This is a genomic window from Parvularcula marina (assembly GCF_003399445.1).
Lineage (GTDB): Bacteria > Pseudomonadota > Alphaproteobacteria > Caulobacterales > Parvularculaceae > Parvularcula > Parvularcula marina.
The window spans coordinates 1,670,719-1,690,015 of the sequence record NZ_QUQO01000001.1; the positions used below are offsets into that span (position 1 = coordinate 1,670,719).

Genomic DNA, 19,297 nt, shown 5'->3' on the forward strand with positions numbered 1-19,297 from the left:
TGATCAGGTGCGGTTCTTCTCCACCCAGTCCCAGAACATGACCGCGATATCCGCGCCGCCAAAGCGTTTGACTTCCTGAATGCCAGTCGGGGAAGTCACATTGATTTCGGTGATAAAGCCGCCGATCACATCGATGCCGGTGAGCAGAAGCCGCTTCTCTTTCAGGACCGGACCGATCCGTGCACAGATTTCCCGATCGCGGTCATCTAGCTCAATGGCTTCGGCCACCCCGCCGACATGCATGTTGGAGCGCGCTTCGCCCTCGGCAGGCACGCGGTTGATCGCGCCCACTGGCTCACCGTCGAGCAGGATGATCCGCTTATCGCCCTTCCTCACATCTTTGAGATATTTCTGCGCGATCACCGGCACACGCCGCCCGGCAAGGAACATCTCAAGCAGTGAAGCGAGGTTCTCGTCATCGGGCCTCACCCGGAAGACGCCCGCGCCGCCATTGCCGTAAAGCGGCTTGATGATGATGTCGCGATGGGTCTCCCGGAACGCCCGGATCGCCTTTTCATCGGCGGTGATGAGGGTTTCGGGCATCAGGTCCGGAAAATCCATCACCAGAATTTTTTCCGGCGCATTCCGAATTTCTGCCGGATCGTTGAGCACCATCACGCTCTCGGGCAGTTTTTCGAGCAGGTGACAGGCCGTGATGTAGCTCATGTCAAAGGGCGGATCCTGCCGCACCAGCACGACGTCGACCTCACTTAAATCGAGTAATTCGCGGCTGCCGAAACGGACATGATCGCCTTCATCGCGGCTCAGTTTATCGATGGAACGCGCAGAAACACTAAGTTTTTCGCCTTCCAGCCGCAGATCCGGCGCTTCATAGGTCCAGAGTTTGTGACCGCGCGCGAAGGCTTCAAGGGACAACGCGAATGTCGTGTCTCCCTTGATGTCGACCGCCTCCATCGGGTCCATCTGCACGGCAATCTTGAGGACGGACATCTGAATTCTCCTATTTGGGGCAGCAAATACTTGGGCAATGCGTGACCGCATCGCCACTGGCATTAACCTGCCGCCATGGTAAAGTCGGAATTCCAGAGGGGATGGTGGCTATGGCGAATCAATTCGTAGCTTATCAGGACGAGCGTCACGGACTCGCCGCGTGGGTGGCTGAGCAGATCGCTGCGGACCTGTTCCGTAATCAGGCAGAGCCTGATGCACCGCTGCATGAAGTGACTGAGGGACAAGCACCCGAAGCCAGCATGCGCGCTGGTGGAGCGCCGAGTTTTACAGCTGAATCCTACGGCATGCGGCTTTCTGCAGGCGGCCGGGATACTGCCCTGATGGAAGGACCGGCCCCTCGCCAGCGTGCCGATCAGGGTCTCGATAAAGCCTATCGGACGTGGACCTCGCCGCGGACTTCCGCCGAGTCGATCATGTCGACCGTGATCGCAGGCCAGGCTCAGGTCGGCGTCCTGCCGCTTTATGACAATGACAAAAGCTTCTCTCGCGATACGCTGAATGCGCTGATCGATTTCCCGCCGAACCGGGTGATCCGCGAATATGTCGCCGAGAGCAATTACGTCCTCGCCGCTCCCGCTGACCTGATCCACGAGATCGAGCAGTCCGGCTATACCGACAGCTTCTCCGGCACCGGCTCGTCGCAGAGCTTCCAGTGGAATCGCGACAAGCAGCAGCGCTATCTGCGCAAGGTCACGACGATTTTCGCCTCCGCCGATGCCATGCGTCATTGCTCGGCAGCCCTTGAGGGTTTCCGCGCACGCGGTATCGAAGTTCAGACGATCCCTGATGGAGCAGACAGCTATCGCAAGGGCCTCGAAGTCGCGAGCGAGTACCTTGATCCGAACCGCCGGGTTGAGACCTATTTCTCTAACGCCAGCCACACACGGGTCAGCAAGTCACGCGGCGCCAATCACAACAAGCCCGTGATTGCGGTCCTCCTCTCCGCCGACAAGGCGATGAGCCCGGACGGCTATGCCTATGACAGCGATTATGTCGTGCTTGAAGCCGAGATGGCCGGTGCGGATCGCATCCGCACCTCGTTCATCGCGCTTCAAAAAGGCATCCCGGCAATTCCGCCAGAGGATATCGATCCACTGCGCTATGAGATGGCGTCACTTCGCCAGCGCTTCAAAGCCCCGAAGAAATCAGGCGGCGGCGCTGACCATCGCGCGCTTTACCCGATTGCCGGTGACAAGCCGAACGGCGCTCCTCAGCCCGAAGGCGTACCGGCCTATGTTCGCTGTCTTTATAAATGCGACACGGTCGGCAATGGCGTGAAGGACATCTCGCCGGTCATTCGGGCGCTTGCAGAACAAAAGCTCTCTTATACGACGACGACGCTTGATGGCCGCCCCGGCCACCCGATTGTCTTCGCCATCGATGTCCCGGCAGACCGCTGGGAAGAGATGCGCCCGGTTCTGCGCCAGATCACGCGGATGACCAATTATCGGCGGCTTGCCGATTTCCCGGCCATCCAACCGATGATCAAGGAAACCATCCGCCCGAAAACCGCGACGACCGCGCGCGGCCGGACGGCGATGCTCCTGATTGGCGGGATTGTGGTGGCAGTGGCCGCCTTTGCCTTCATGCAGATGGGCGGCTGATCAGGCAGCCGCCCGCTCATTCAGCACAAAGCCGTAAATCGCGATGAAATGGCAGATGCTGCCCGCGAGTACGAAACAGTGGAAAATCGTGTGCGTGAAGGCGCGTGACTTCCACGCATAAAAGACCGCGCCCACGGTAAAGCAGAGCCCGCCTGCGACCAGCCAGATGAAGCCGGACAGCGCCATGTTCTGGATCAGCTGGTGCACGATGAAAATCGCGATCCACCCCATGCCGATATAAGAGGCCAGCGACAGCCAGTCATATTTCTTGAGCCCCGCAAAGAAGTGGACGACGAATTTCATCGCAACCCCAATTGCCGCCACGGACCAGACCACGGCGAGGATCACCTTCCCCGTCATATCCGGCAAGGTGATGAGCGCAAACGGCGTGTAGGAGCCTGCAATCTTTAGATAGATCGCCGCATGGTCGATCACCTCAAGGAACGGCTGCACCGACAGCTTGAAACAGGCGTGATAAACGGTCGAGGCGATATATAGGAATATCGCGCAGCCGCCATAAATGCTGACCGCGGTAATGCCCGCCGCACCAGAACCAACGGCCACTGCCTTCAGGATCAAAAAGACCAGCGCAATGATCGCGAGGATAATGCCGACGCCATGCGTCACCGCATGCAGCACTTCCTCAAGGGCGGTGTGCACGTCATGGGCTTCAGCGGCTCGTTTTGGTAGGACCATAACGTATCCTTACGCTGTAAAGACGGCAGAGCTAAGGCACTCGTCGCAAAAATCATGCCCTGACCAATCACGGCTGATGACACTCGGTTGCATCTGGCGTTGGCTTGCCCCACAAGCCCCGCCATCGATCAGAAAAGACTGACGATATAGGCCGCGAGCGGCAATTCGGCCGGCGGCGATCACGAAAGACGAACGATAAGAATGTTCACAATCACCAAAAAAACAACCGAATGGGCCGGTCGGCCCCTCACGCTCGAAAGCGGGCGCATTGCGCGCCAGGCCGATGGCGCCGTTCTCGCCACCTATGGTGAGACCACCGTTCTCGCCACCGTCGTGGCTCAGAGAGAGCAGAAACCGGGGCAGGACTTCTTCCCGCTGACCGTGAACTACCAGGAAAAAACCTATGCCGCCGGCCGTATTCCGGGCGGCTTTTTCAAACGCGAAGGGCGTCCTTCCGAAAAGGAAACCCTGACCTCGCGCCTCATCGACCGGCCGATCCGGCCGCTGTTTGCGCCAGGCTTCAAGAACGAAGTTCAAGTCATCTGTACCGTGATGAGCCACGATCTTGAAAACGATCCGGATATCGTTGCGATGATCGCGGCCTCTGCCGCCCTGACTATTTCCGGCGTCCCCTTCATGGGCCCGATCGGCGCTGCTCGCGTCGGTTACAAGGACGGCGAATTCATGATCAACCCGACCCTCGCCGATCTTGAGGGCACGGAACTCGATCTCGTCATGGCCGGCACGCAAGACGCCGTCATGATGGTTGAATCGCAGGCTGAAGAACTCTCCGAAGAAATCATGCTCGGCGCCGTGATGAAAGGTCATGAGGCGTCACGCCAGATGATCGATCACATCATCTCATTTGCCGAAGAATGCGCAAAAGAGCCGTGGGATTATGTGCCTGCGGATTATTCGGATATCGCGCCGCGCGTCCGTGAACTGGTCGAAGCTGACCTCCGCGCTGCCTATCAGGAAACGGTCAAACAGAACCGCCAGGAAAAGATCAATGCCGCCAAACAAAAGGCGAAAGAGACTTTCATCGGCGAAGATGTGGCTGACCCGATTGACGGCATCGTCCTCGGCACGCTCCTGAAAGAAATCGAGAGCGATATCGTCCGTAATGATATCATCGAGACGGGCAACCGGATCGACGGCCGTGACACGAAAACCGTCCGTCCGATCGTCTCAGAAGTCGGCATCCTGCCGCGCACGCACGGCTCCGCACTCTTCACCCGCGGGGAAACGCAAGCCATCGTCGTCTCGACACTGGGCACCGCCGATGACGAGCAGTTCATCGACGCGCTTGAAGGGACGTATAAGGCAAAGTTCCTGCTGCACTATAACTTCCCGCCTTTCTCGGTTGGTGAGACGGGCCGCGTCGGCTCTCCTGGCCGCCGCGAAATCGGCCACGGCAAGCTGGCCTGGCGGGCGCTTCAGGCTGTTCTTCCGGCTGAGGAAGAATTCCCTTACGTCATCCGCCTTGTCTCGGAGATCACCGAGTCGAACGGCTCCTCCTCAATGGCAACGGTCTGCGGCTCTTCGCTGGCCATGATGGACGCCGGTGTGCCGATCAAGCGCGCTGTCGCCGGGATCGCCATGGGCCTCATCCTTGAAGGCGAGAAATTCGCTGTCCTGTCCGATATTCTGGGTGATGAAGATCACCTGGGCGATATGGACTTTAAAGTGGCGGGTACGTCCGAAGGCGTCACCTCGCTGCAGATGGACATCAAGGTTGCCGGCATCACAGAGGAGATCATGCAGGTCGCCCTTGGTCAGGCCAAAGACGGCCGGATGCACATCCTTGGCGAGATGAACAAGGCGCTTTCCGCTTCCCGCGGCGAAGTCGGCGAGTTCGCGCCGCGCATCGAAACGCTGAAAATCCCGGTCGACAAGATCCGGGACGTCATCGGCTCGGGCGGCAAGGTCATCCGCGAGATCGTCGAGAAGACAGGCGCGAAAGTGAATGTCGAAGACGACGGCACGATCAAAGTCGCATCATCTGACGGCGCGTCGATCGATGCGGCCGTCAAATGGATCAAGTCGATCACAGACGAACCGGAAGTCGGCGAAGTCTACAAAGGCAAGGTCGTCAAGACCGTCGACTTTGGCGCATTCGTCAACTTCTTCGGCGCCCGCGACGGCCTTGTTCACATCAGCCAGCTGAATGACGGCCGTCCGGAGAAAACCACCGACGTCGTCAATGAAGGCGACGAGGTTTTCGTCAAGCTTCTCGGCTTTGATGACCGCGGCAAGGTTCGCCTGTCGATGAAGGTCGTCGATCAGGAGACCGGTAAGGAAATCGCCAAAGACGGCGACGAATAATCCTTACACAACCTGATTGAGGTTAAAATGAAGGCCGGCCCCGCAAGGTGCCGGCCTTTTTTTGTGGCCAGCTAACCGTCAGTGGTCCATCTTTTCTTTCATCTTTGGAGCATCTTTCATCTCCATGTTTTCTAACGCCATGCAGTCTTTCTTCATCGCGTCTTTTTTCATCGACTCATCTTCCATGGAGTCCTTCATGGCGTCGCCCTCGGCCATGGATTCCTCTTTCATCATGGCGTCATCGGCCATCATGGAATCATCCGCCATGCCCTCTTTCATCTTGTCTGCAGGCTTGCAGTCTTCAGCCTGAGGCTTCTCTTTCATCCCATCTTCCATCATTTCCTGAGCGGCAAGAACCGTCGGAATAGACAACAATGTAACCGTGACGGCAGTCAGCATTCGTTTCGACATGGGGGTGCTCCTCACATTTGTTTCCCGCTTTCCTGTTCGTGACGCAGGCGCAGAAGTTACAAAAAATGCGCCCCGATCAATTGCTCCGCCTTGGCAGGTGAGTAGTCGCCCCCTATGCGTCATCCAAAAACAAATGAGGAAACATGATTGCCTTCGCTGCACTCGGCATGCTTTTGGCCGACGACATCATCACCGTAACTGGCACCAAGCTAGACGCACCGCTCAGCGAACTGCCCATGAGTGTGGATGTATTGTCTGCAGATGAGCCCGGCGGGCTTGCCCCTCTTAATGCAGCAGAAGAAATCAGCGAGCGCCTCGCAGGCGTTGAGGCCGCGGTCGCCAACGGCACGCAGGTTGCCTTCCAGATCCGCGGCATCGGTGCAGTCGATCATCAGGCGCTGACCCCCACGGCCGCAGCTGTCTATGTCGATGGCGTCTTCATGGCGACCAACGTCCAGACGGGCTTTCTTCTTTATGACATCGACCGCGCGGAAGTCCTCAAAGGCCCGCAAGGCACGCTTTATGGCCGCAATGCCTCCTCCGGTGCGGTGAATTTCGAGACCGTCCGTCCGTCAGCGGACCAGTCAGGCTATCTCAGGCTTGCGCTCGGCAATTTCGGGCTGATCGATAGTGCCGGCGCTATCGGCGCCTCTTTCTCTGACCGCATCCATGGCCGGCTGGCCGGACGCTTGCTGCGCCGCGATGCCGTCCTTGATAATGTCATCACGGATGCGGGCGTTCCGGCCCCGGATGATGCAGGTAAGCGCGAGGAATACGGCCTGCGCGGCAGTCTTCTGGTCGAAGGCGCGACAGGCTGGGACACGCTGATCCGCGCGCATTGGGAACAGGATAGCGGCATCAACGCCGCCCCGCGCAATGACAGCCTCGATATCGGCGATCATGAAATCTCGATTGGCCCTGACGGCATTCAGGATACGGACAGCTCATTCTGGGGTAGCTCGCTTGAGGTAACCGGTCAACATGGCGAGTGGGAGATATTCTCCCTGACTGCCTATGAAGCCTATGACCAGAATTACGGGTTTGATTTCGATGGTGCTCCTGCACCTTTTGGCAATCCGAACCTCAACGCCAATCTCTCCTATGACCGCGAGTTCTGGCAATTAAGTCAGGAGGTCCGCGGCCAGCGGCAATTTGGCGATCATCGCGTGATGATCGGTGTGACGGCCTCGACCGATGATTTTGATCAGGACTATCTGATCTGGTGCGGCGATCTTGACCCTGAGACTCTGCTTGGCTCCTGCCCCTATGTGGGCGCGCCCGGCCGGGTCGGACCAACACCTGCCTCTCCCGGCACGCCCCTTTCCCTCCTGACACGGATCGAACAGGCTCGCGATACCGCAGCTCTCTTCACCCATAATGAGATTGCGCTTGGGGCACTCACCACCCTGACCCTGGGCGGACGCCTCACATGGGAGCGGATCGAAGGCGAAGGTTTCGGCATCCACATCTTCGATGATGGCACGCGCGGTTTTAACAATCGCGATGGACTCGGCCCGGCCATGGGCAGCAATGTCATTGAGGACACGCGGTTTACCGGTAATGCTGCACTCTCCCGCCAGATCGGGACGGGTACGGCCTATCTTGCGATTTCCAGCGGCTATAAATCGGGCGGCTTTAATGGCGAAGTCCAGAACAACGCCACCCATTTCGCGGATGAGGGTCTCTTCGGGGCAGAAACAGTCACCGCTTATGAAGCCGGGTTCAAATCTCCGCTGGGGCAAACAGCCTTCCTGAATGCGGCGATCTTCTATCAGGATTATGCCGACCCACAGGCGCGGATCTTCGTCAATTTCACTCAGCCCAATGGCGATGTCATCACCTCGAACTCGCTTTCCAACCTTGATGAGGCAACAAGCTATGGCGCTGAGCTGAATCTCGACTGGCAACCCAGCCCAGCACTCGATCTGCGGGCAGGGCTCGTTCTGCTCGAGACGGATATCCATCAGGGGACGGAGGCTGTGCCGACCGGCAATGCCGACACCTTTGACGGCAATCCCCTGCCCTTCGCACCCGAGGTCTCAGCGACACTTTCAGGGACCTACACAATGCCCCTCGATAATGGCGGGACGTTGATCCTCGGCGGACATGCGAAATACCGCAGCGAGTTCTATCTCGATGCGGAAGGTCTTACCGCACGGTCGCAGGATGGATATACGATCCTTGATGCCACAGCCGCGTACCGTTTGCCGAGTAAGAAGCTGACCATCGGCCTCTTCGGGCGCAATCTTCTTGATGAGGATTATGCCGTCTCCGGCTACGGCTTTATCGGCTATAACACCTTCCGCAGTGCCCCTCGCTCATGGGGCGTTGAGGCAAGCCTCGATTTCTAGCCCCCACAAAAAAAGCCCCGGCGAATACCGGGGCTTTTCACATCTTCATCTTTCAAAAGATCAGAACGGGACGACCCGCGGCTCCCGCGAATAAGCAAGATAACCGATATTCGCGCCCAGCCGGGCCCCAACGCCTGCGCGCATCGGCACAAGGGTGATATTCTCTGCACGCTGATAATTGGCACCCACACCGCCAACGAGATAGGCCGTGCCTTCAACACCGGGGAAGCGCTGGATCAGGCGATCCGGGTTCTGAAGACCATAGACAAGTGTGAAGGTTTTCGACGCGTTAGCCCCGAGATCCCAGCCGATTGACGGGCCCTGCCAGTAAACCGGCATCTGATAGCCATTGCGCATCACAAGATAGCCCGAGCCATAGCGAAGCCCTGCGCCAATCGCGCCGGAGGCTTCTTCGCCATAAATATAGCCAATCGGCTCCCCAAGATCGGCAAAGGTCCGCTCAACGAGCGTCCCGGCGGTTTCTGCCGACACGCCGAGCCAATCCTCAATCGCGTTGACGGCACCGGATTCGGAGAAGTCGCTATTGGGCGGCGGCGGAGGCGGCGCGTTCTGTCCCGAGCGCGGGGACATGCAGGCCGAGGCCAGAAAGAGGAGGCTAAGGGCAGCCAAAATCCGGGTCATAAGTCACCATCCAAGTTCAAGACCTGTAAACGCCGGTCTCAACTGATTTGTTCCCGCAGAAAACGGGGGCGAAAGCGTTACTTAAAATCCGACCTGCTCAACAAAGCTGCGCGGAGCCGGATCAATAACTTCGATACCCGATGGACGGATTTCAAGAATGGCGAGGCCACGCTCGACCATACCGTCCGAACGCAGGCGGAAGAGGCCGTCCGCGCCGAGATAGCCATTCGGGTTAGCAATCGTATCGACCGAGAACCGCGTCTCCGGCGGCAGTTGCGAGAGACGAGCTGTCAGAAGCGCGGCATCATAAGCGAGCGAGGCAAGACGGGCCGGACGTTCGCCATAAGCGCGCTCATAACGGCGCTTGAAGCCTTCGGCGAGCGAGGGGTCGGGCGCGGCGAACCAGCCACCATTGAGCGCCGGTTCACGGGTCAGCAGCGGGTTGTTCCAGGCCGACAGGCCGAGCAGTTTCACCTGCCGCACATTCACATTGTAATAGGGGAAGAGCGGCGCCAGCGCGCGAAGAAGACGGCCCTGCTCCGGCAGCAGCACCGCCTGATAGCCGCCTTGCGAGAGATCACCATTGACGATCACGCCCGTGCCGCGCTCGTCCTCCGGCGCGCGGAAAGGGTCATCCCCGTTGATGATGCTGCTCGCGCCTGCTGCCAGATTTGAATTGGCGTTCATGACACGCGGCGTCACGTAAGACGGCACAAATTCGTCATCGGCAAATTGCGCCATGCGCCGCGCCGGCTCGATCATCTTGTCAGCGGAGCGCTCGTAACGCTCCGTATGCACGATATTGCCGCCGCGATTATAGACCTCGGTCGAGAAGGACCGGGCGACGCGGTCACCGAATTCTGAATAAGGCGCCATCAGGCCGAACCGGGCATAGCCCTGCTGCAGCGCATATTGGGTGACGCGGGAGATTTCCGCCTCGGGCGGGAAGCTCAAGAGATAGACCCCATTCCCGGCGACTTCAGAGTCGGAAGAGAAGGCGATGACCGGAATATTATAGGGGCGGGCCACATCCGAGACGGCCGCCACCGATTCGGAGAAGAGCGGGCCGAGAATGATCTCCGCGCCTTCGCGAATGGCTTCTTCAGCCATGTAGCGGGCACCCTCTTCGGTGCCTTGGGTGTCTTTCGGGATCAACAGATAGCGTTTGTTGTCGCTTTCAAAGGCAACCATCTGCGCCGCTTTCAGCATGGATGCCGCCGCCGCCTCGATATTCTCCGACGGGTTGGTGAAGGGCAGCAGGATTGCGACCCGCACCAGCTCATCATTCCGGTCCGCCTGCGGGACCGTCACGAATTCCTCTTCGCGGATCTCCGGCAGGTCAGGGCGCTGCTGTTCCGCCGTCCGGTCTGGATAGCTCGACGGCCCGGTCGTTTCGCAGGCGGCAAGCGCCATAGAGCCGATCAGGACGGCAGTGAGCATTCGGAAATGGCGGCGGAAAGTAAGAACCATGAGCGCGTCTTCCATCAAAGTGTCGGATATCCCCGTACACCTTAGGGGAGGCGTTAACAGGTCTCAATCGCCTGAAGAGGGCAGATATGTGAAATGATTGTGGCCAGAGACGTTGACCGGCCCGCCGGATGGCGATCACAGAAAGGCCGATATGACAGATTTCTCCCTCGCGCCCGGCCTTTATGTGGCCGCAACCCCGATCGGCAATCTTGGCGATGTCACGAAGCGGCTGGCCGATACGCTGGCCGCCGCCGATGAAGTGCTGTGCGAGGACACGCGGATTTCCGGCAGGTTGATGCAGGCGCTCGGCATCACCGCAAAGCTGCGCCCTTATCACGATCATAACGGCCCGCAGGTCCGGCCCGGCATTCTGGCCGCGCTGAAAGATGGCGCGCGGATCGCGCTGATTTCCGATGCCGGCACACCGCTGATTTCTGATCCCGGCTACAAGCTGGTTGCCGAAGCGCGCGAGCAAGGTATTCAGGTTTACACCGTCCCCGGACCATGCGCCGCGATTGCCGCGCTTTCGATTGCCGGGGTACCGACCGACCGCTTCTCCTTTCTCGGCTTTGCCCCTGCCAAACAGGGCGCACGTCAAAGCCTCCTGCGGGAGGTCATGATGCGCGAGGAAACGCTCGTCTTTTATGAAACCGGTCCGCGCCTTTCAAAAATGCTCCGTGACGTGACGGAGGTGATGGGCGACCGGCCCGTCCTGATCGCCAGAGAGCTGACCAAGCTGCATGAGGAAGTCGTGCCTGGCACAGCGGCAAGCCTTGCTGACATCTATGAGAGCCAGCCCCCGAAAGGCGAGATCGTCGTCGTGCTGCCGCCTGCTGCTGCCCCTCAGCCCACAGAGGAAGACATCGACCGGTTGATGGAAGAGGCGCTCAAGACGCTATCCCTCAAAGACGCCTCCGAAGAGGTGGCCAAGAAAACCGGGCGCCGCAAACGGGATCTTTATCAGGCATGGCTCGGCCGGACACGGTAAGCCGCGCCGCCCGTGAACGGGCCGGACGGCGAGCCGAATGGCTTGCCGAACTCCTCTTACGTGCGAAGGGATATTCGATCCTTGCCCGTCGTTTCCGCTCTGGCAAGGGAGAGATCGATCTGGTCGCTAGGCGCGGGGCCACGCTCGCTTTCGTCGAGGTCAAGGCCCGGCCCAGCCACGAAGAAGCGGCCATTGCCATCACCCCCACTGGAGAGAAAAGGATTGCAGCGGCGGCGGTCATATTCCTGTCGCGCCATCCAGAGCTCTCGCCAGATACCATCCGCTATGACCTGATTACTGTTGCGGGCCTGTGGCCCAGACATCACAAAGATGCCTTCCGTCCCGCCCCCGACTCACGCGATCCTGCTGCGCTCTTCTGAGCCCTTTTCCGGTGCCATGCTCATGCCTATTTTGGGCGCGACACACATTCTTGGTTAATGAGGACCATCGACATGCCAGCCCGTCTCCTGCTCTTAAGCCTCGCCCTCCTGCTTTCGGCCTGCGTCACCAATCGCAGCCTTGAATCCGGTGTGGCGGATACGAGCCTCGATCTGGCGCTGAAAGATGCCCTCTTCCGGGATACCAATTACGACACCTCCGACATCGACATCACCATCTTCGAGCGCCGCGTCCTTCTCTCGGGTACCGCTCGGTCGGTAGATGCCCGCCGCGATCTCTCGATGAAGGCCCGCTCGATGGCAGGGGTCGATGAAGTCATCAACGAAGTGGTCGTTGGCCCCCGGACGGCGTTCGGTCAGGGGACGAAAGACGCCTTGATCGACCAGAAATTCGGCTGGGCGCTGAAAGCCGATAACGGTATTTATCGCGACAATTACCAGTTCTCGGTTTCCAATGGCGTGATCTACCTGCTCGGCGTGGCGCAGGGGCCGGCGGAGCTCGACCGCGTGCTCGGACAGGCCCGCGTCATTGACGGGGTCAAAGACATTGTTCCGCATGTCGTTTTCGTCGCCGATCCGCGCCGCTCAAAGACCTGATATTTGTTCTTGTAATGTTCTAGTTATTCGCTAAAACAACCCCTCGTGGAGAGAGCATGAGGGGAGGCCGGCCATGGTCGCGACAGTCACGACCTTTGCCTATGAAGGTGTCGAGGCCCGGCCGGTTTCCGTTCAAGCCCAGGTCACGGGCGGCAATCCGAAATTCTTCATCGTCGGCCTAGCGGACAAATCCGTCTCCGAAGCGCGCGAGCGGATCTGGTCGGCCTTTGCCGCCATCGGGCTGGGCGTCCCGCCCAAGCGGATCACCGTCAATCTCTCCCCTGCTGACTTACGTAAAGAAGGCAGCCATTTCGACCTGCCCATCGCGCTCGCGCTGATGGCGGAGATTGGGGCGATCCCCAAAGATGCCGTCGATGGCTATGCCGTGATCGGAGAGCTCAATCTCGATGGCACGCTCGCCGGCGTGACAGGCGCCCTGCCTGCGGCCATTGCCGCCCAATCCGAAGGACTGGGGCTGATCTGCCCGGCTGCCAGCGGAGCGGAGGCCGCCTGGGCCGGAGAAGATGCCGGGATCATCGCGCCCGAGAGCCTTATTCAGCTGGCAAACCATTTCAAAGGCACCAGCGTTCTGGCGCCGCCCAAACCCGGCGAGCTGATCCCTTCACGCGCCGCGCCTGACCTGCGCGAGGTCAAGGGACAGGAGACGGCCAAGCGCGCGCTCGAAATCGCCGCCGCCGGGGGACATAATCTGCTGCTCGTCGGCCCGCCGGGGTCCGGCAAATCGATGCTGGCCGCGCGCCTGCCTGGTATCCTTCCGCCGCTATCGCCGCGCGAAATGCTGGATGTCTCGATGATCCAGTCGGTTGCCGGGCATATCAAGGATGGCGCCCTGTCGCCTGACCGTCCGTTCCGGGCGCCGCATCATTCGGCCTCTATGGCCGCGATGGTTGGCGGGGGCGTCCGCGCTTTGCCCGGCGAAGCCTCCCTCGCGCATCGCGGGGTTCTTTTCCTTGATGAGCTGCCTGAATTCTCCGCCCCTGTTCTCGACAGTCTGCGCCAGCCGCTCGAGACAGGGGATGTTCGGATTGCCCGGGCCAATGCCCATGTCCGCTATCCAGCGGAATTCCAGTTGGTCGCCGCCATGAACCCCTGCCGCTGCGGATATGGTAAAGCTTCGGGCCGCGCTTGCGGCCGCGGTCCTAACTGCGAAGCCACCTATCAGGCGCGGATCTCCGGGCCCTTCCTCGACCGGATCGATCTGACGATTGAGACCCAGCCGGTTGCGGCGCTCGACCTCACCGCGCCTGCGACAGGTGAGACAAGTGCCGAGGTCGCGGCCCGCGTCATCAAGGCAAGGGAGATCCAGCTCGCTCGTTCCGCCGAAGCGGGCGTACCGGCGCTCAATGCAAGGCTCAGCGAAACCGCGCTTGATACCCAGGCCAGCCCCGATGCCGATGGTCAGGCGCTGCTCACCCGCGCCTGCGAACAGCTCAACCTGTCGGCCCGCGCCTATGCCCGCATCCTGCGGGTTGCCCGGACGCTTGCCGATCTTGACGGCAATGACGGGGTCGTCCGGCGGCACATCGCCGAAGCGATCAGCTTCCGGCAACGTGACGGCCTCTCAGCACCGACCGGAGAATCCGCCCTGCCTCGCCATGCAGGCTGACGCACTATCCGTATTTCATGCACCTTTTGTTCAAATTTTTAGCAGAAGGTCTCGCCGGTTCGACAAAAGCCCGGAGCAGCTATGTCACCGCCCAATGCGGTCCTAGATCGGATCGCCCTTTTCGCCATTCTGATTGATGACGAGAACCGGATCCGGTTCCTCAATGCTGCCTTGCGCGACACGACCTCCCTGTCCGAGGGGGATCCCTTCTCGCCGACAGACCTGCCGATCGACACCCGTCTCGTTCAGGGGCCGACGGCGAAGTCGAACCACTTCACGACGGCGATGCAGATCCGCAATCAGAGCCGGCTTGTCGAATGGAGCCCGTCGCAATTCTCCGACGGCGAGATTCTGCTTATCGGCAAGGATGTCACGAGCGACCGCCGGTCTTATGCGACCTTGCGCGAACTCGCCCGCTCCGCCGCGGATGCCAGCCAGTCCAAGATGCGCTTCCTAGCAACCATGAGCCATGAGATGCGCACGCCGCTCAATGGCATTCTGGGGATGAACGGGCTTCTTCTGGACACGGAGCTTGATAGCAACCAGCGGACCTATGCCGAGGCTGTGCGCCAGTCCGGCACCGCCCTTCTCGGTCTCATCAACGATATTCTCGACTATTCAAAAATCGAAGCGGGACGTCTCGACCTTGAAGAGCACTGGTTTGATCCCGCCAACCTTCTGCAGGGGGTGACCGAGCTTCTGTCTCCGCGCGCGGCAGAAAAAGGCCTTGAGATCGCGGCCTATGTCGCACCGGATGTCCCCAAACGTCTTTACGGGGATGAAGGCCGCCTGCGTCAGGTGCTCCTCAACCTTGCCGGCAATGGCGTCAAATTCACCGAAAGCGGCGGGATTTCCCTCGAGCTGCGCGCGTCTCCTGCGGAGAAACCGGGCTCGATGCGGCTCAAATTCGATATTCGCGATACAGGCATCGGGATTTCGCAGGAGCATATCACTTCGATATTTGAAGAATTCTCGCAAGGCGACAGCGGCAGCGCCCGCAAGCATGAGGGCACCGGCCTCGGCCTGACCATCGCCCAGCAGATCGTGAACGCCATGGGCGGCACGATCTCTGTCGAAAGCGAAACCGGCAAGGGCAGCATTTTCGGCTTTGAGATTTTCCTCAACGCCGAGAAGAGCAAGACCATCGACGATCTTCCGCCTCATGATGATGTGACTGTCGTCGTCGCAACGAACCAACCCTTCCTCAAGCACATTCTCGGCCTGCAACTTGAAGCGATCGGGGTCGGCAAGGTCCTATTTGCTGACACAGCCGCTGACGCCCTCGATCATTTGTCGAGAAATCCGTCTGCCACACTTTTCTGCGATCTTTCGATCGCCGCGACCGACGGCCCGAAACTCGCAGGCGCGTCCCCGCATTCAATCGTGCTCCTCTCGCCGCTGGCCCGTGGCCGCCTCGATGCATTCCGTCAGGCGGGTTTCGATGGCTATCTGATCAAACCGATCCGGCAGTCGAGCCTTGCCGAACGCCTTTCCCGGACTACAAGCCAGTCCATTACCAGCCGTCCGCAGCGGTTGGACACGACGGAGGTCAATCCCATGCCCTCTACCCCGAACAGGCTCCGCGTCCTTCTCGCCGAAGACAATCAGATCAACTCGGTCCTCGCCCAGGCGATCCTCAAACGCGCCGGCCACCATGTCGATGTGGCCGCGAATGGCCGCGAGGCGCTCGACACCTTCGCACTGGCGCCATATGACCTTGTGCTGATGGATATGCGCATGCCAGAAATGGATGGCCTCGAGGCCACCCGCCGCCTCCGTGATTCCGGTGCGACCTTGCCGATCATCGCCCTGACCGCCAATGCCATGGCAGCGGATCGTCAGGAATGCTTCGATGCCGGTATGGACGACTTTGTCTCCAAGCCGTTCGAGCCGCAGGAGCTGCTCAATATGCTGATCAAATGGACATCTGGTGACGCAGAAGATCGCCGCGAAGACGCCGCCGCATCATAAGGCGCCAACCAGCCTGCTGATAATATAATCCGTGATCAGCCTGTGATCCTCCGGGATCATCAGGCGATGGCTCTCCTGCTGCACCATGCCATCGTCGAGTAGCGCGCCCGTGACGGACAAGACGGACGCCTTCTGCTCTTCCTTCAAGAGATTCAGATCGAGCCCCGCTACCTGGCGTAACCCGCCCGCAAGGAGCTCGATGAGCTGGGCTTCTTCATCAAGCTGCTCTTCATCATACCGCTCCTGGTGCGGCATACCCAGCCATTCACGAATCGTGGGCCTGCCCGCGATCGCAGAGCGCCCTACCTCAAGTGTCAGACGCCCATGCGAGCCGGGGCCGATCCCGATCCAGTCAGCGCCTCGCCAATAAAGGCTATTGTGTTTGGCCTCCGCCCCCGGGCGGGCATGGTTTGAAATCTCATATCCCGGACACCCCGCCGATGCCGTCATCGATTGCGTCATCGCATAGAGCCCGGCGGCCCGCTCATCCGGCATGGGGTGCCAATCACCGCGCCCGACGGCTTTTGCAAAAGCAGTCTCGGGTTCCACCGTCAGCTGATAAAGCGACAGATGCGGCGCCCCGACCGCCAGAATATCGCTCAGCCGCATCTCCCATGCCACAAGATCTTCATCCGGCAGGGCATAGATAAAATCGAGCGTATACGCCTCAAATGTACTGGCGGCGACATCAACCGCCCGGCGCGCCTCCGCCTCGCCATGGTTGCGCCCGAGAAACGAAAGCTGCGCATCGTCAAAAGACTGGACGCCAAGGGACAGCCGATTGATCCCGGCGGACCGGAAACCGGCAAAATGCGATATCTCCGCATCCGTCGGATTGGCTTCAAGCGTGATCTCCGCCGCAGGTGCCAGACCGAAGAGTCGATCCGCCGCCTCTATCAATTGCCCGACCGCAGACGCGGGCAGAAGAGAAGGCGTGCCGCCGCCGAAATAGATGCTGGCGAGCTGCCTTGACCCCATCCGTTCCCGGAACTTCTCTAGATCTAAGACATATTCAGCGACCCAGCGCGCAAAATCTTCATCGCGGCTGCGGGTGATTGTGAAATCGCAATAGGGACAGATCCGGGAACAGAACGGCCAATGGATATAAAGCCCGGTCTCTAAACTCACGACAGGCCAAGCTCCGCCCGCAGAGCCGCCAGCGCTTTTGCGCGATGGGAATAGCCCGCCTTCTCCGCCGGCGTCATTTCACCGAATGTCCTTTCTTCTCCATCGGGAATGAAGATCGGATCATAGCCAAAGCCGGCTACTCCGCGCGGCGGGAAGGTCAGACGCCCCTCGACGCGGCCCTCCGCGACCAGCTCCTCTCCGCCCGGCAGGATCAGGACAAGGACACAGACAAAGGCCGCGCGCGCGCCCATCGCCGCTTCATCGCCGCCAAGCTCCTTCATGATCCGGGAGAAAGCCATGTCATAATCCCGATCCGGCCCTGCCCATCTGGCCGAATAGATGCCGGGCGCCCCGCCCAACGCATCGATGGCAAGACCTGAATCATCGGCCAGCACCGCGCCTAGCGTTAGCCCGGCCGCCGCCAATGCCTTCAGCCGTGCGTTGCCGGAAAACGTGTTTTCCGTCTCTTCTGGTTCGGGGAGGGCCTTGTCGATCGCCGACAGGATATCAATATCATCCCCACGGAACGCTGCCTCAAGCTCTCTCAGCTTGCCTTTGTTATGGCTCGCAAGCAGCAATCCGCCCTCCCTCAGAACGGCCTGAACCAATTTCTTTTCTGTCATGACAGGCTCCTCACTTGTATTGTTATTCGGCAAACCCATATTGAATAACATGATGGCGACGCAGGGTCGTCATCGCACCTGAAGGGAGAAAAAACTCATGTCCAGCTCACGTTTCGCGTCGGTATTTATGTCGATCGTTGCCGTCGGCATGGTTGTCACCGTCGGTGTGGGCGTTCTTGCAGCGCTCGCGCCCCTGTCCATCGGCGCTTGAGAGTAACTTCATAGTGCCATGGATGTTGCGTTTAGGGCACGAATGCCCTCAATCTGGCCTATATTCACGCTCAGGCGGGGGTGCACACCCGCCAATGGGCTCCGTAAACAACTTGGTCAGGATGACGATCGGGCAATGACGATCAATGTAAAGCTCGACAGGATGTTGCTCGACAGACGCATGTCGCTGACCGAGCTTTCCGACAAGGTCGGCGTGACCATCGCCAATCTGTCGATCCTGAAAACCGGCAAGGCAAAGGCCGTGCGCTTCTCGACGCTTGAGGCGATCTGTGAAGCGCTCGACTGCCAGCCCGGCGATATTCTCGAATTCATCAAGGAGTAGCGGGGGCTTCAAGCCTGTCGCGAAACCGCCGGCTGACCGGCACTTCATCCCCATTCTGCATGACCGCCACGGCATCGCCTGATCCCGTAGGCTTTAGCTCGACCATAGCTTTCGGATTGACGAGCCATGAGCGATGTACCCGCACAGCCTCACCACCAGCCGCCGCGACCTGATCGGATAGCGCAGACAGCGTGGTCCGTATTGTCACTGTCCGGACAGATGTTTTCAGCTCGACATAATTGCCCGAGGAGTTGGCCGTCAGGATATCCTCGATTGTGACATAGAGAGTCCGCCCACCGCTTTTCACACTCAGCTGCCGGGTCGCCGCCGCATCCCGCCGGGCCGTCGCAAGGTCCGCGCGCATCTGTTCGAACTGCCGCGCAAGGACGATAAAGACGACGATCAGCGCATAGGTCATCACATCCTTGCGGAATTCGTACGTCAGCTCCCGCAAGGGGTTGTCGGTGAAAATATAGTGCTCGCCCCAGAAGAGCGCGTGACCGATTTTCCGTAAGATCACGAAGAAAAATATGTGAAGACCTGAATAGACGATCACGCCGAGCACATGAAACAGCACCAGGCGTTTCCAGTCATGCTGCCCCGGTGTCGCCTGAGAGACGATCCACCTCACCAGCGGGAATAATGCCAGGATCACGAAGATACTCGAGAATTCCCAGAGCATGACCCTGGACACCGGAGAGCCGTCCCCAGCGCGATCAAGTTCGGTCGCGTAAGACCAGACCGCGATTATCTGACCGGCGATGCCAAAGATCGCAAACCACAGAAAAGCGGACCAGTCGGCCCGCCGGTCGATGGCCCTAGGATCGCCCGCCTCCTCACTCGGCCGTTTCATCGCTTTTATGAGCCTGCCGATCATCCCTCATGTCCGCCGCTTGTCCCTGAGGCTGCGAATATTGGCGGCATTCACGCGAAAATCCATG

At 59.7% G+C, this 19,297-nt stretch carries 17 protein-coding genes; 9 read left to right on the forward strand and 8 right to left on the reverse strand.

Features of this window, described 5'->3' with window-relative positions; all coding sequences use genetic code 11:
- Positions 1–3: 3 nt before the first annotated feature.
- Positions 4–951 carry a glutathione synthase gene (gene gshB / locus DX908_RS07975; RefSeq protein ID WP_116391830.1) on the reverse strand — a complete coding sequence of 316 codons (948 nt, stop codon included), beginning with the start codon at positions 949–951 and terminating at the stop codon, positions 4–6.
- Between the two features lie 110 nt (positions 952–1,061).
- On the opposite strand from gshB, the gene DX908_RS07980 reads away from it, so the two are divergent.
- Entirely contained in the window at positions 1,062–2,576 is a 1,515-nt protein-coding gene (locus tag DX908_RS07980; RefSeq protein WP_116391831.1) for a hypothetical protein, read from the forward strand.
- Here the strand turns inward: DX908_RS07980 and trhA are convergent, their stop codons facing one another.
- Positions 2,577–3,272: a PAQR family membrane homeostasis protein TrhA gene (gene trhA, locus DX908_RS07985; protein ID WP_116391832.1), complete on the reverse strand. Its 696-nt coding sequence runs from the start codon at positions 3,270–3,272 to the stop codon at positions 2,577–2,579.
- Positions 3,273–3,473: 201 nt separating this feature from the next.
- Between trhA and pnp the strand changes: the two genes are divergently transcribed.
- Positions 3,474–5,597: a polyribonucleotide nucleotidyltransferase gene (pnp, locus tag DX908_RS07990; protein ID WP_116391833.1), complete on the forward strand. Its 2,124-nt coding sequence runs from the start codon at positions 3,474–3,476 to the stop codon at positions 5,595–5,597.
- 78 nt (positions 5,598–5,675) lie between these two features.
- Here pnp and DX908_RS07995 read toward each other — a convergent pair whose 3' ends face one another.
- On the reverse strand, positions 5,676–5,996 hold the full coding sequence (locus DX908_RS07995; RefSeq protein ID WP_147303756.1) for a hypothetical protein: 321 nt from the start codon (positions 5,994–5,996) through the stop codon (positions 5,676–5,678).
- A gap of 155 nt (positions 5,997–6,151) precedes the next feature.
- Here DX908_RS07995 and DX908_RS08000 point away from each other — a divergent pair, with 155 nt between their 5' ends.
- On the forward strand, positions 6,152–8,359 hold the full coding sequence (locus DX908_RS08000) for a TonB-dependent receptor (RefSeq protein WP_116391835.1): 2,208 nt from the start codon (positions 6,152–6,154) through the stop codon (positions 8,357–8,359).
- A 60-nt stretch (positions 8,360–8,419) separates the two neighbouring features.
- Here the strand turns inward: DX908_RS08000 and DX908_RS08005 are convergent, their stop codons facing one another.
- Together DX908_RS08005 and DX908_RS08010 are read right to left on the reverse strand one after the other, a co-directional pair.
- Complete coding sequence (locus tag DX908_RS08005) at positions 8,420–9,001, reverse strand: DUF1134 domain-containing protein (protein ID WP_116391836.1); 582 nt, start codon at positions 8,999–9,001, stop codon at positions 8,420–8,422.
- Between the two features lie 81 nt (positions 9,002–9,082).
- Positions 9,083–10,486, reverse strand: coding sequence for a penicillin-binding protein activator (locus DX908_RS08010; protein ID WP_116391837.1), 1,404 nt, complete (start codon positions 10,484–10,486; stop codon positions 9,083–9,085).
- Between the two features lie 136 nt (positions 10,487–10,622).
- Between DX908_RS08010 and rsmI the strand changes: the two genes are divergently transcribed.
- The 5 genes from rsmI (at position 10,623) to DX908_RS08035 (ending at position 16,052) form a co-directional block, all read left to right on the forward strand.
- Positions 10,623–11,459 carry a 16S rRNA (cytidine(1402)-2'-O)-methyltransferase gene (gene rsmI, locus DX908_RS08015; RefSeq protein WP_116393028.1) on the forward strand — a complete coding sequence of 279 codons (837 nt, stop codon included), beginning with the start codon at positions 10,623–10,625 and terminating at the stop codon, positions 11,457–11,459.
- A complete protein-coding gene (locus DX908_RS08020) occupies positions 11,438–11,839 on the forward strand; it encodes a YraN family protein (RefSeq protein ID WP_116391838.1) in 402 nt (133 codons plus the stop codon). The genes rsmI and DX908_RS08020 overlap by 22 nt, the downstream gene beginning before the upstream one ends.
- Before the next feature lie 72 nt (positions 11,840–11,911).
- Entirely contained in the window at positions 11,912–12,454 is a 543-nt protein-coding gene (locus DX908_RS08025; protein ID WP_158548590.1) for a BON domain-containing protein, read from the forward strand.
- A gap of 73 nt (positions 12,455–12,527) precedes the next feature.
- Positions 12,528–14,081: a YifB family Mg chelatase-like AAA ATPase gene (locus DX908_RS08030; RefSeq protein ID WP_116391840.1), complete on the forward strand. Its 1,554-nt coding sequence runs from the start codon at positions 12,528–12,530 to the stop codon at positions 14,079–14,081.
- Between the two features lie 81 nt (positions 14,082–14,162).
- A complete protein-coding gene (locus DX908_RS08035) occupies positions 14,163–16,052 on the forward strand; it encodes a response regulator (RefSeq protein ID WP_116391841.1) in 1,890 nt (629 codons plus the stop codon).
- On the opposite strand, the gene hemW is transcribed toward DX908_RS08035, so the two are convergent.
- Positions 16,047–17,180: a radical SAM family heme chaperone HemW gene (gene hemW, locus DX908_RS08040; RefSeq protein ID WP_116391842.1), complete on the reverse strand. Its 1,134-nt coding sequence runs from the start codon at positions 17,178–17,180 to the stop codon at positions 16,047–16,049. The two genes, DX908_RS08035 and hemW, sit on opposite strands and share 6 nt — an antisense overlap.
- Positions 17,177–17,803 (reverse strand): RdgB/HAM1 family non-canonical purine NTP pyrophosphatase, encoded by a 627-nt coding sequence (gene rdgB / locus DX908_RS08045; RefSeq protein WP_116391843.1) that lies wholly within the window; start codon positions 17,801–17,803, stop codon positions 17,177–17,179. The genes hemW and rdgB overlap by 4 nt, the downstream gene beginning before the upstream one ends.
- Positions 17,804–18,149: 346 nt before the next feature.
- On the opposite strand from rdgB, the gene DX908_RS08050 reads away from it, so the two are divergent.
- Positions 18,150–18,356, forward strand: a complete 207-nt coding sequence (locus DX908_RS08050) for a helix-turn-helix domain-containing protein (RefSeq protein WP_116391844.1) — start codon at positions 18,150–18,152, stop codon at positions 18,354–18,356.
- On the opposite strand, the gene DX908_RS08055 is transcribed toward DX908_RS08050, so the two are convergent.
- Positions 18,346–19,209 carry a LytTR family DNA-binding domain-containing protein gene (locus DX908_RS08055; protein WP_158548592.1) on the reverse strand — a complete coding sequence of 288 codons (864 nt, stop codon included), beginning with the start codon at positions 19,207–19,209 and terminating at the stop codon, positions 18,346–18,348. The two genes, DX908_RS08050 and DX908_RS08055, sit on opposite strands and share 11 nt — an antisense overlap.
- Positions 19,210–19,297 lie beyond the last annotated feature (88 nt).

What these genes read in the sequence shown, in the direction of transcription:
- DX908_RS08030 (WP_116391840.1), top strand. Translation starts at nt 12,528, where the DNA reads ATGGTCGCGACAGTCACGACCTTTGCCTATGAAGGTGTCGAGGCCCGG.
- DX908_RS08000 (WP_116391835.1), top strand. Translation starts at nt 6,152, where the DNA reads ATGATTGCCTTCGCTGCACTCGGCATGCTTTTGGCCGACGACATCATC.
- DX908_RS08025 (WP_158548590.1), top strand. Translation starts at nt 11,912, where the DNA reads ATGCCAGCCCGTCTCCTGCTCTTAAGCCTCGCCCTCCTGCTTTCGGCC.
- rdgB (WP_116391843.1), bottom strand. Translation starts at nt 17,803, where the DNA reads ATGACAGAAAAGAAATTGGTTCAGGCCGTTCTGAGGGAGGGCGGATTG.
- DX908_RS07980 (WP_116391831.1), top strand. Translation starts at nt 1,062, where the DNA reads ATGGCGAATCAATTCGTAGCTTATCAGGACGAGCGTCACGGACTCGCC.
- DX908_RS08005 (WP_116391836.1), bottom strand. Translation starts at nt 9,001, where the DNA reads ATGACCCGGATTTTGGCTGCCCTTAGCCTCCTCTTTCTGGCCTCGGCC.
- pnp (WP_116391833.1), top strand. Translation starts at nt 3,474, where the DNA reads ATGTTCACAATCACCAAAAAAACAACCGAATGGGCCGGTCGGCCCCTC.
- DX908_RS08055 (WP_158548592.1), bottom strand. Translation starts at nt 19,209, where the DNA reads ATGAAACGGCCGAGTGAGGAGGCGGGCGATCCTAGGGCCATCGACCGG.
- DX908_RS08035 (WP_116391841.1), top strand. Translation starts at nt 14,163, where the DNA reads ATGTCACCGCCCAATGCGGTCCTAGATCGGATCGCCCTTTTCGCCATT.
- gshB (WP_116391830.1), bottom strand. Translation starts at nt 951, where the DNA reads ATGTCCGTCCTCAAGATTGCCGTGCAGATGGACCCGATGGAGGCGGTC.
- DX908_RS08020 (WP_116391838.1), top strand. Translation starts at nt 11,438, where the DNA reads ATGGCTCGGCCGGACACGGTAAGCCGCGCCGCCCGTGAACGGGCCGGA.
- trhA (WP_116391832.1), bottom strand. Translation starts at nt 3,272, where the DNA reads ATGGTCCTACCAAAACGAGCCGCTGAAGCCCATGACGTGCACACCGCC.
- DX908_RS08010 (WP_116391837.1), bottom strand. Translation starts at nt 10,486, where the DNA reads ATGGAAGACGCGCTCATGGTTCTTACTTTCCGCCGCCATTTCCGAATG.
- DX908_RS07995 (WP_147303756.1), bottom strand. Translation starts at nt 5,996, where the DNA reads ATGCTGACTGCCGTCACGGTTACATTGTTGTCTATTCCGACGGTTCTT.
- DX908_RS08050 (WP_116391844.1), top strand. Translation starts at nt 18,150, where the DNA reads ATGACGATCAATGTAAAGCTCGACAGGATGTTGCTCGACAGACGCATG.
- rsmI (WP_116393028.1), top strand. Translation starts at nt 10,623, where the DNA reads ATGACAGATTTCTCCCTCGCGCCCGGCCTTTATGTGGCCGCAACCCCG.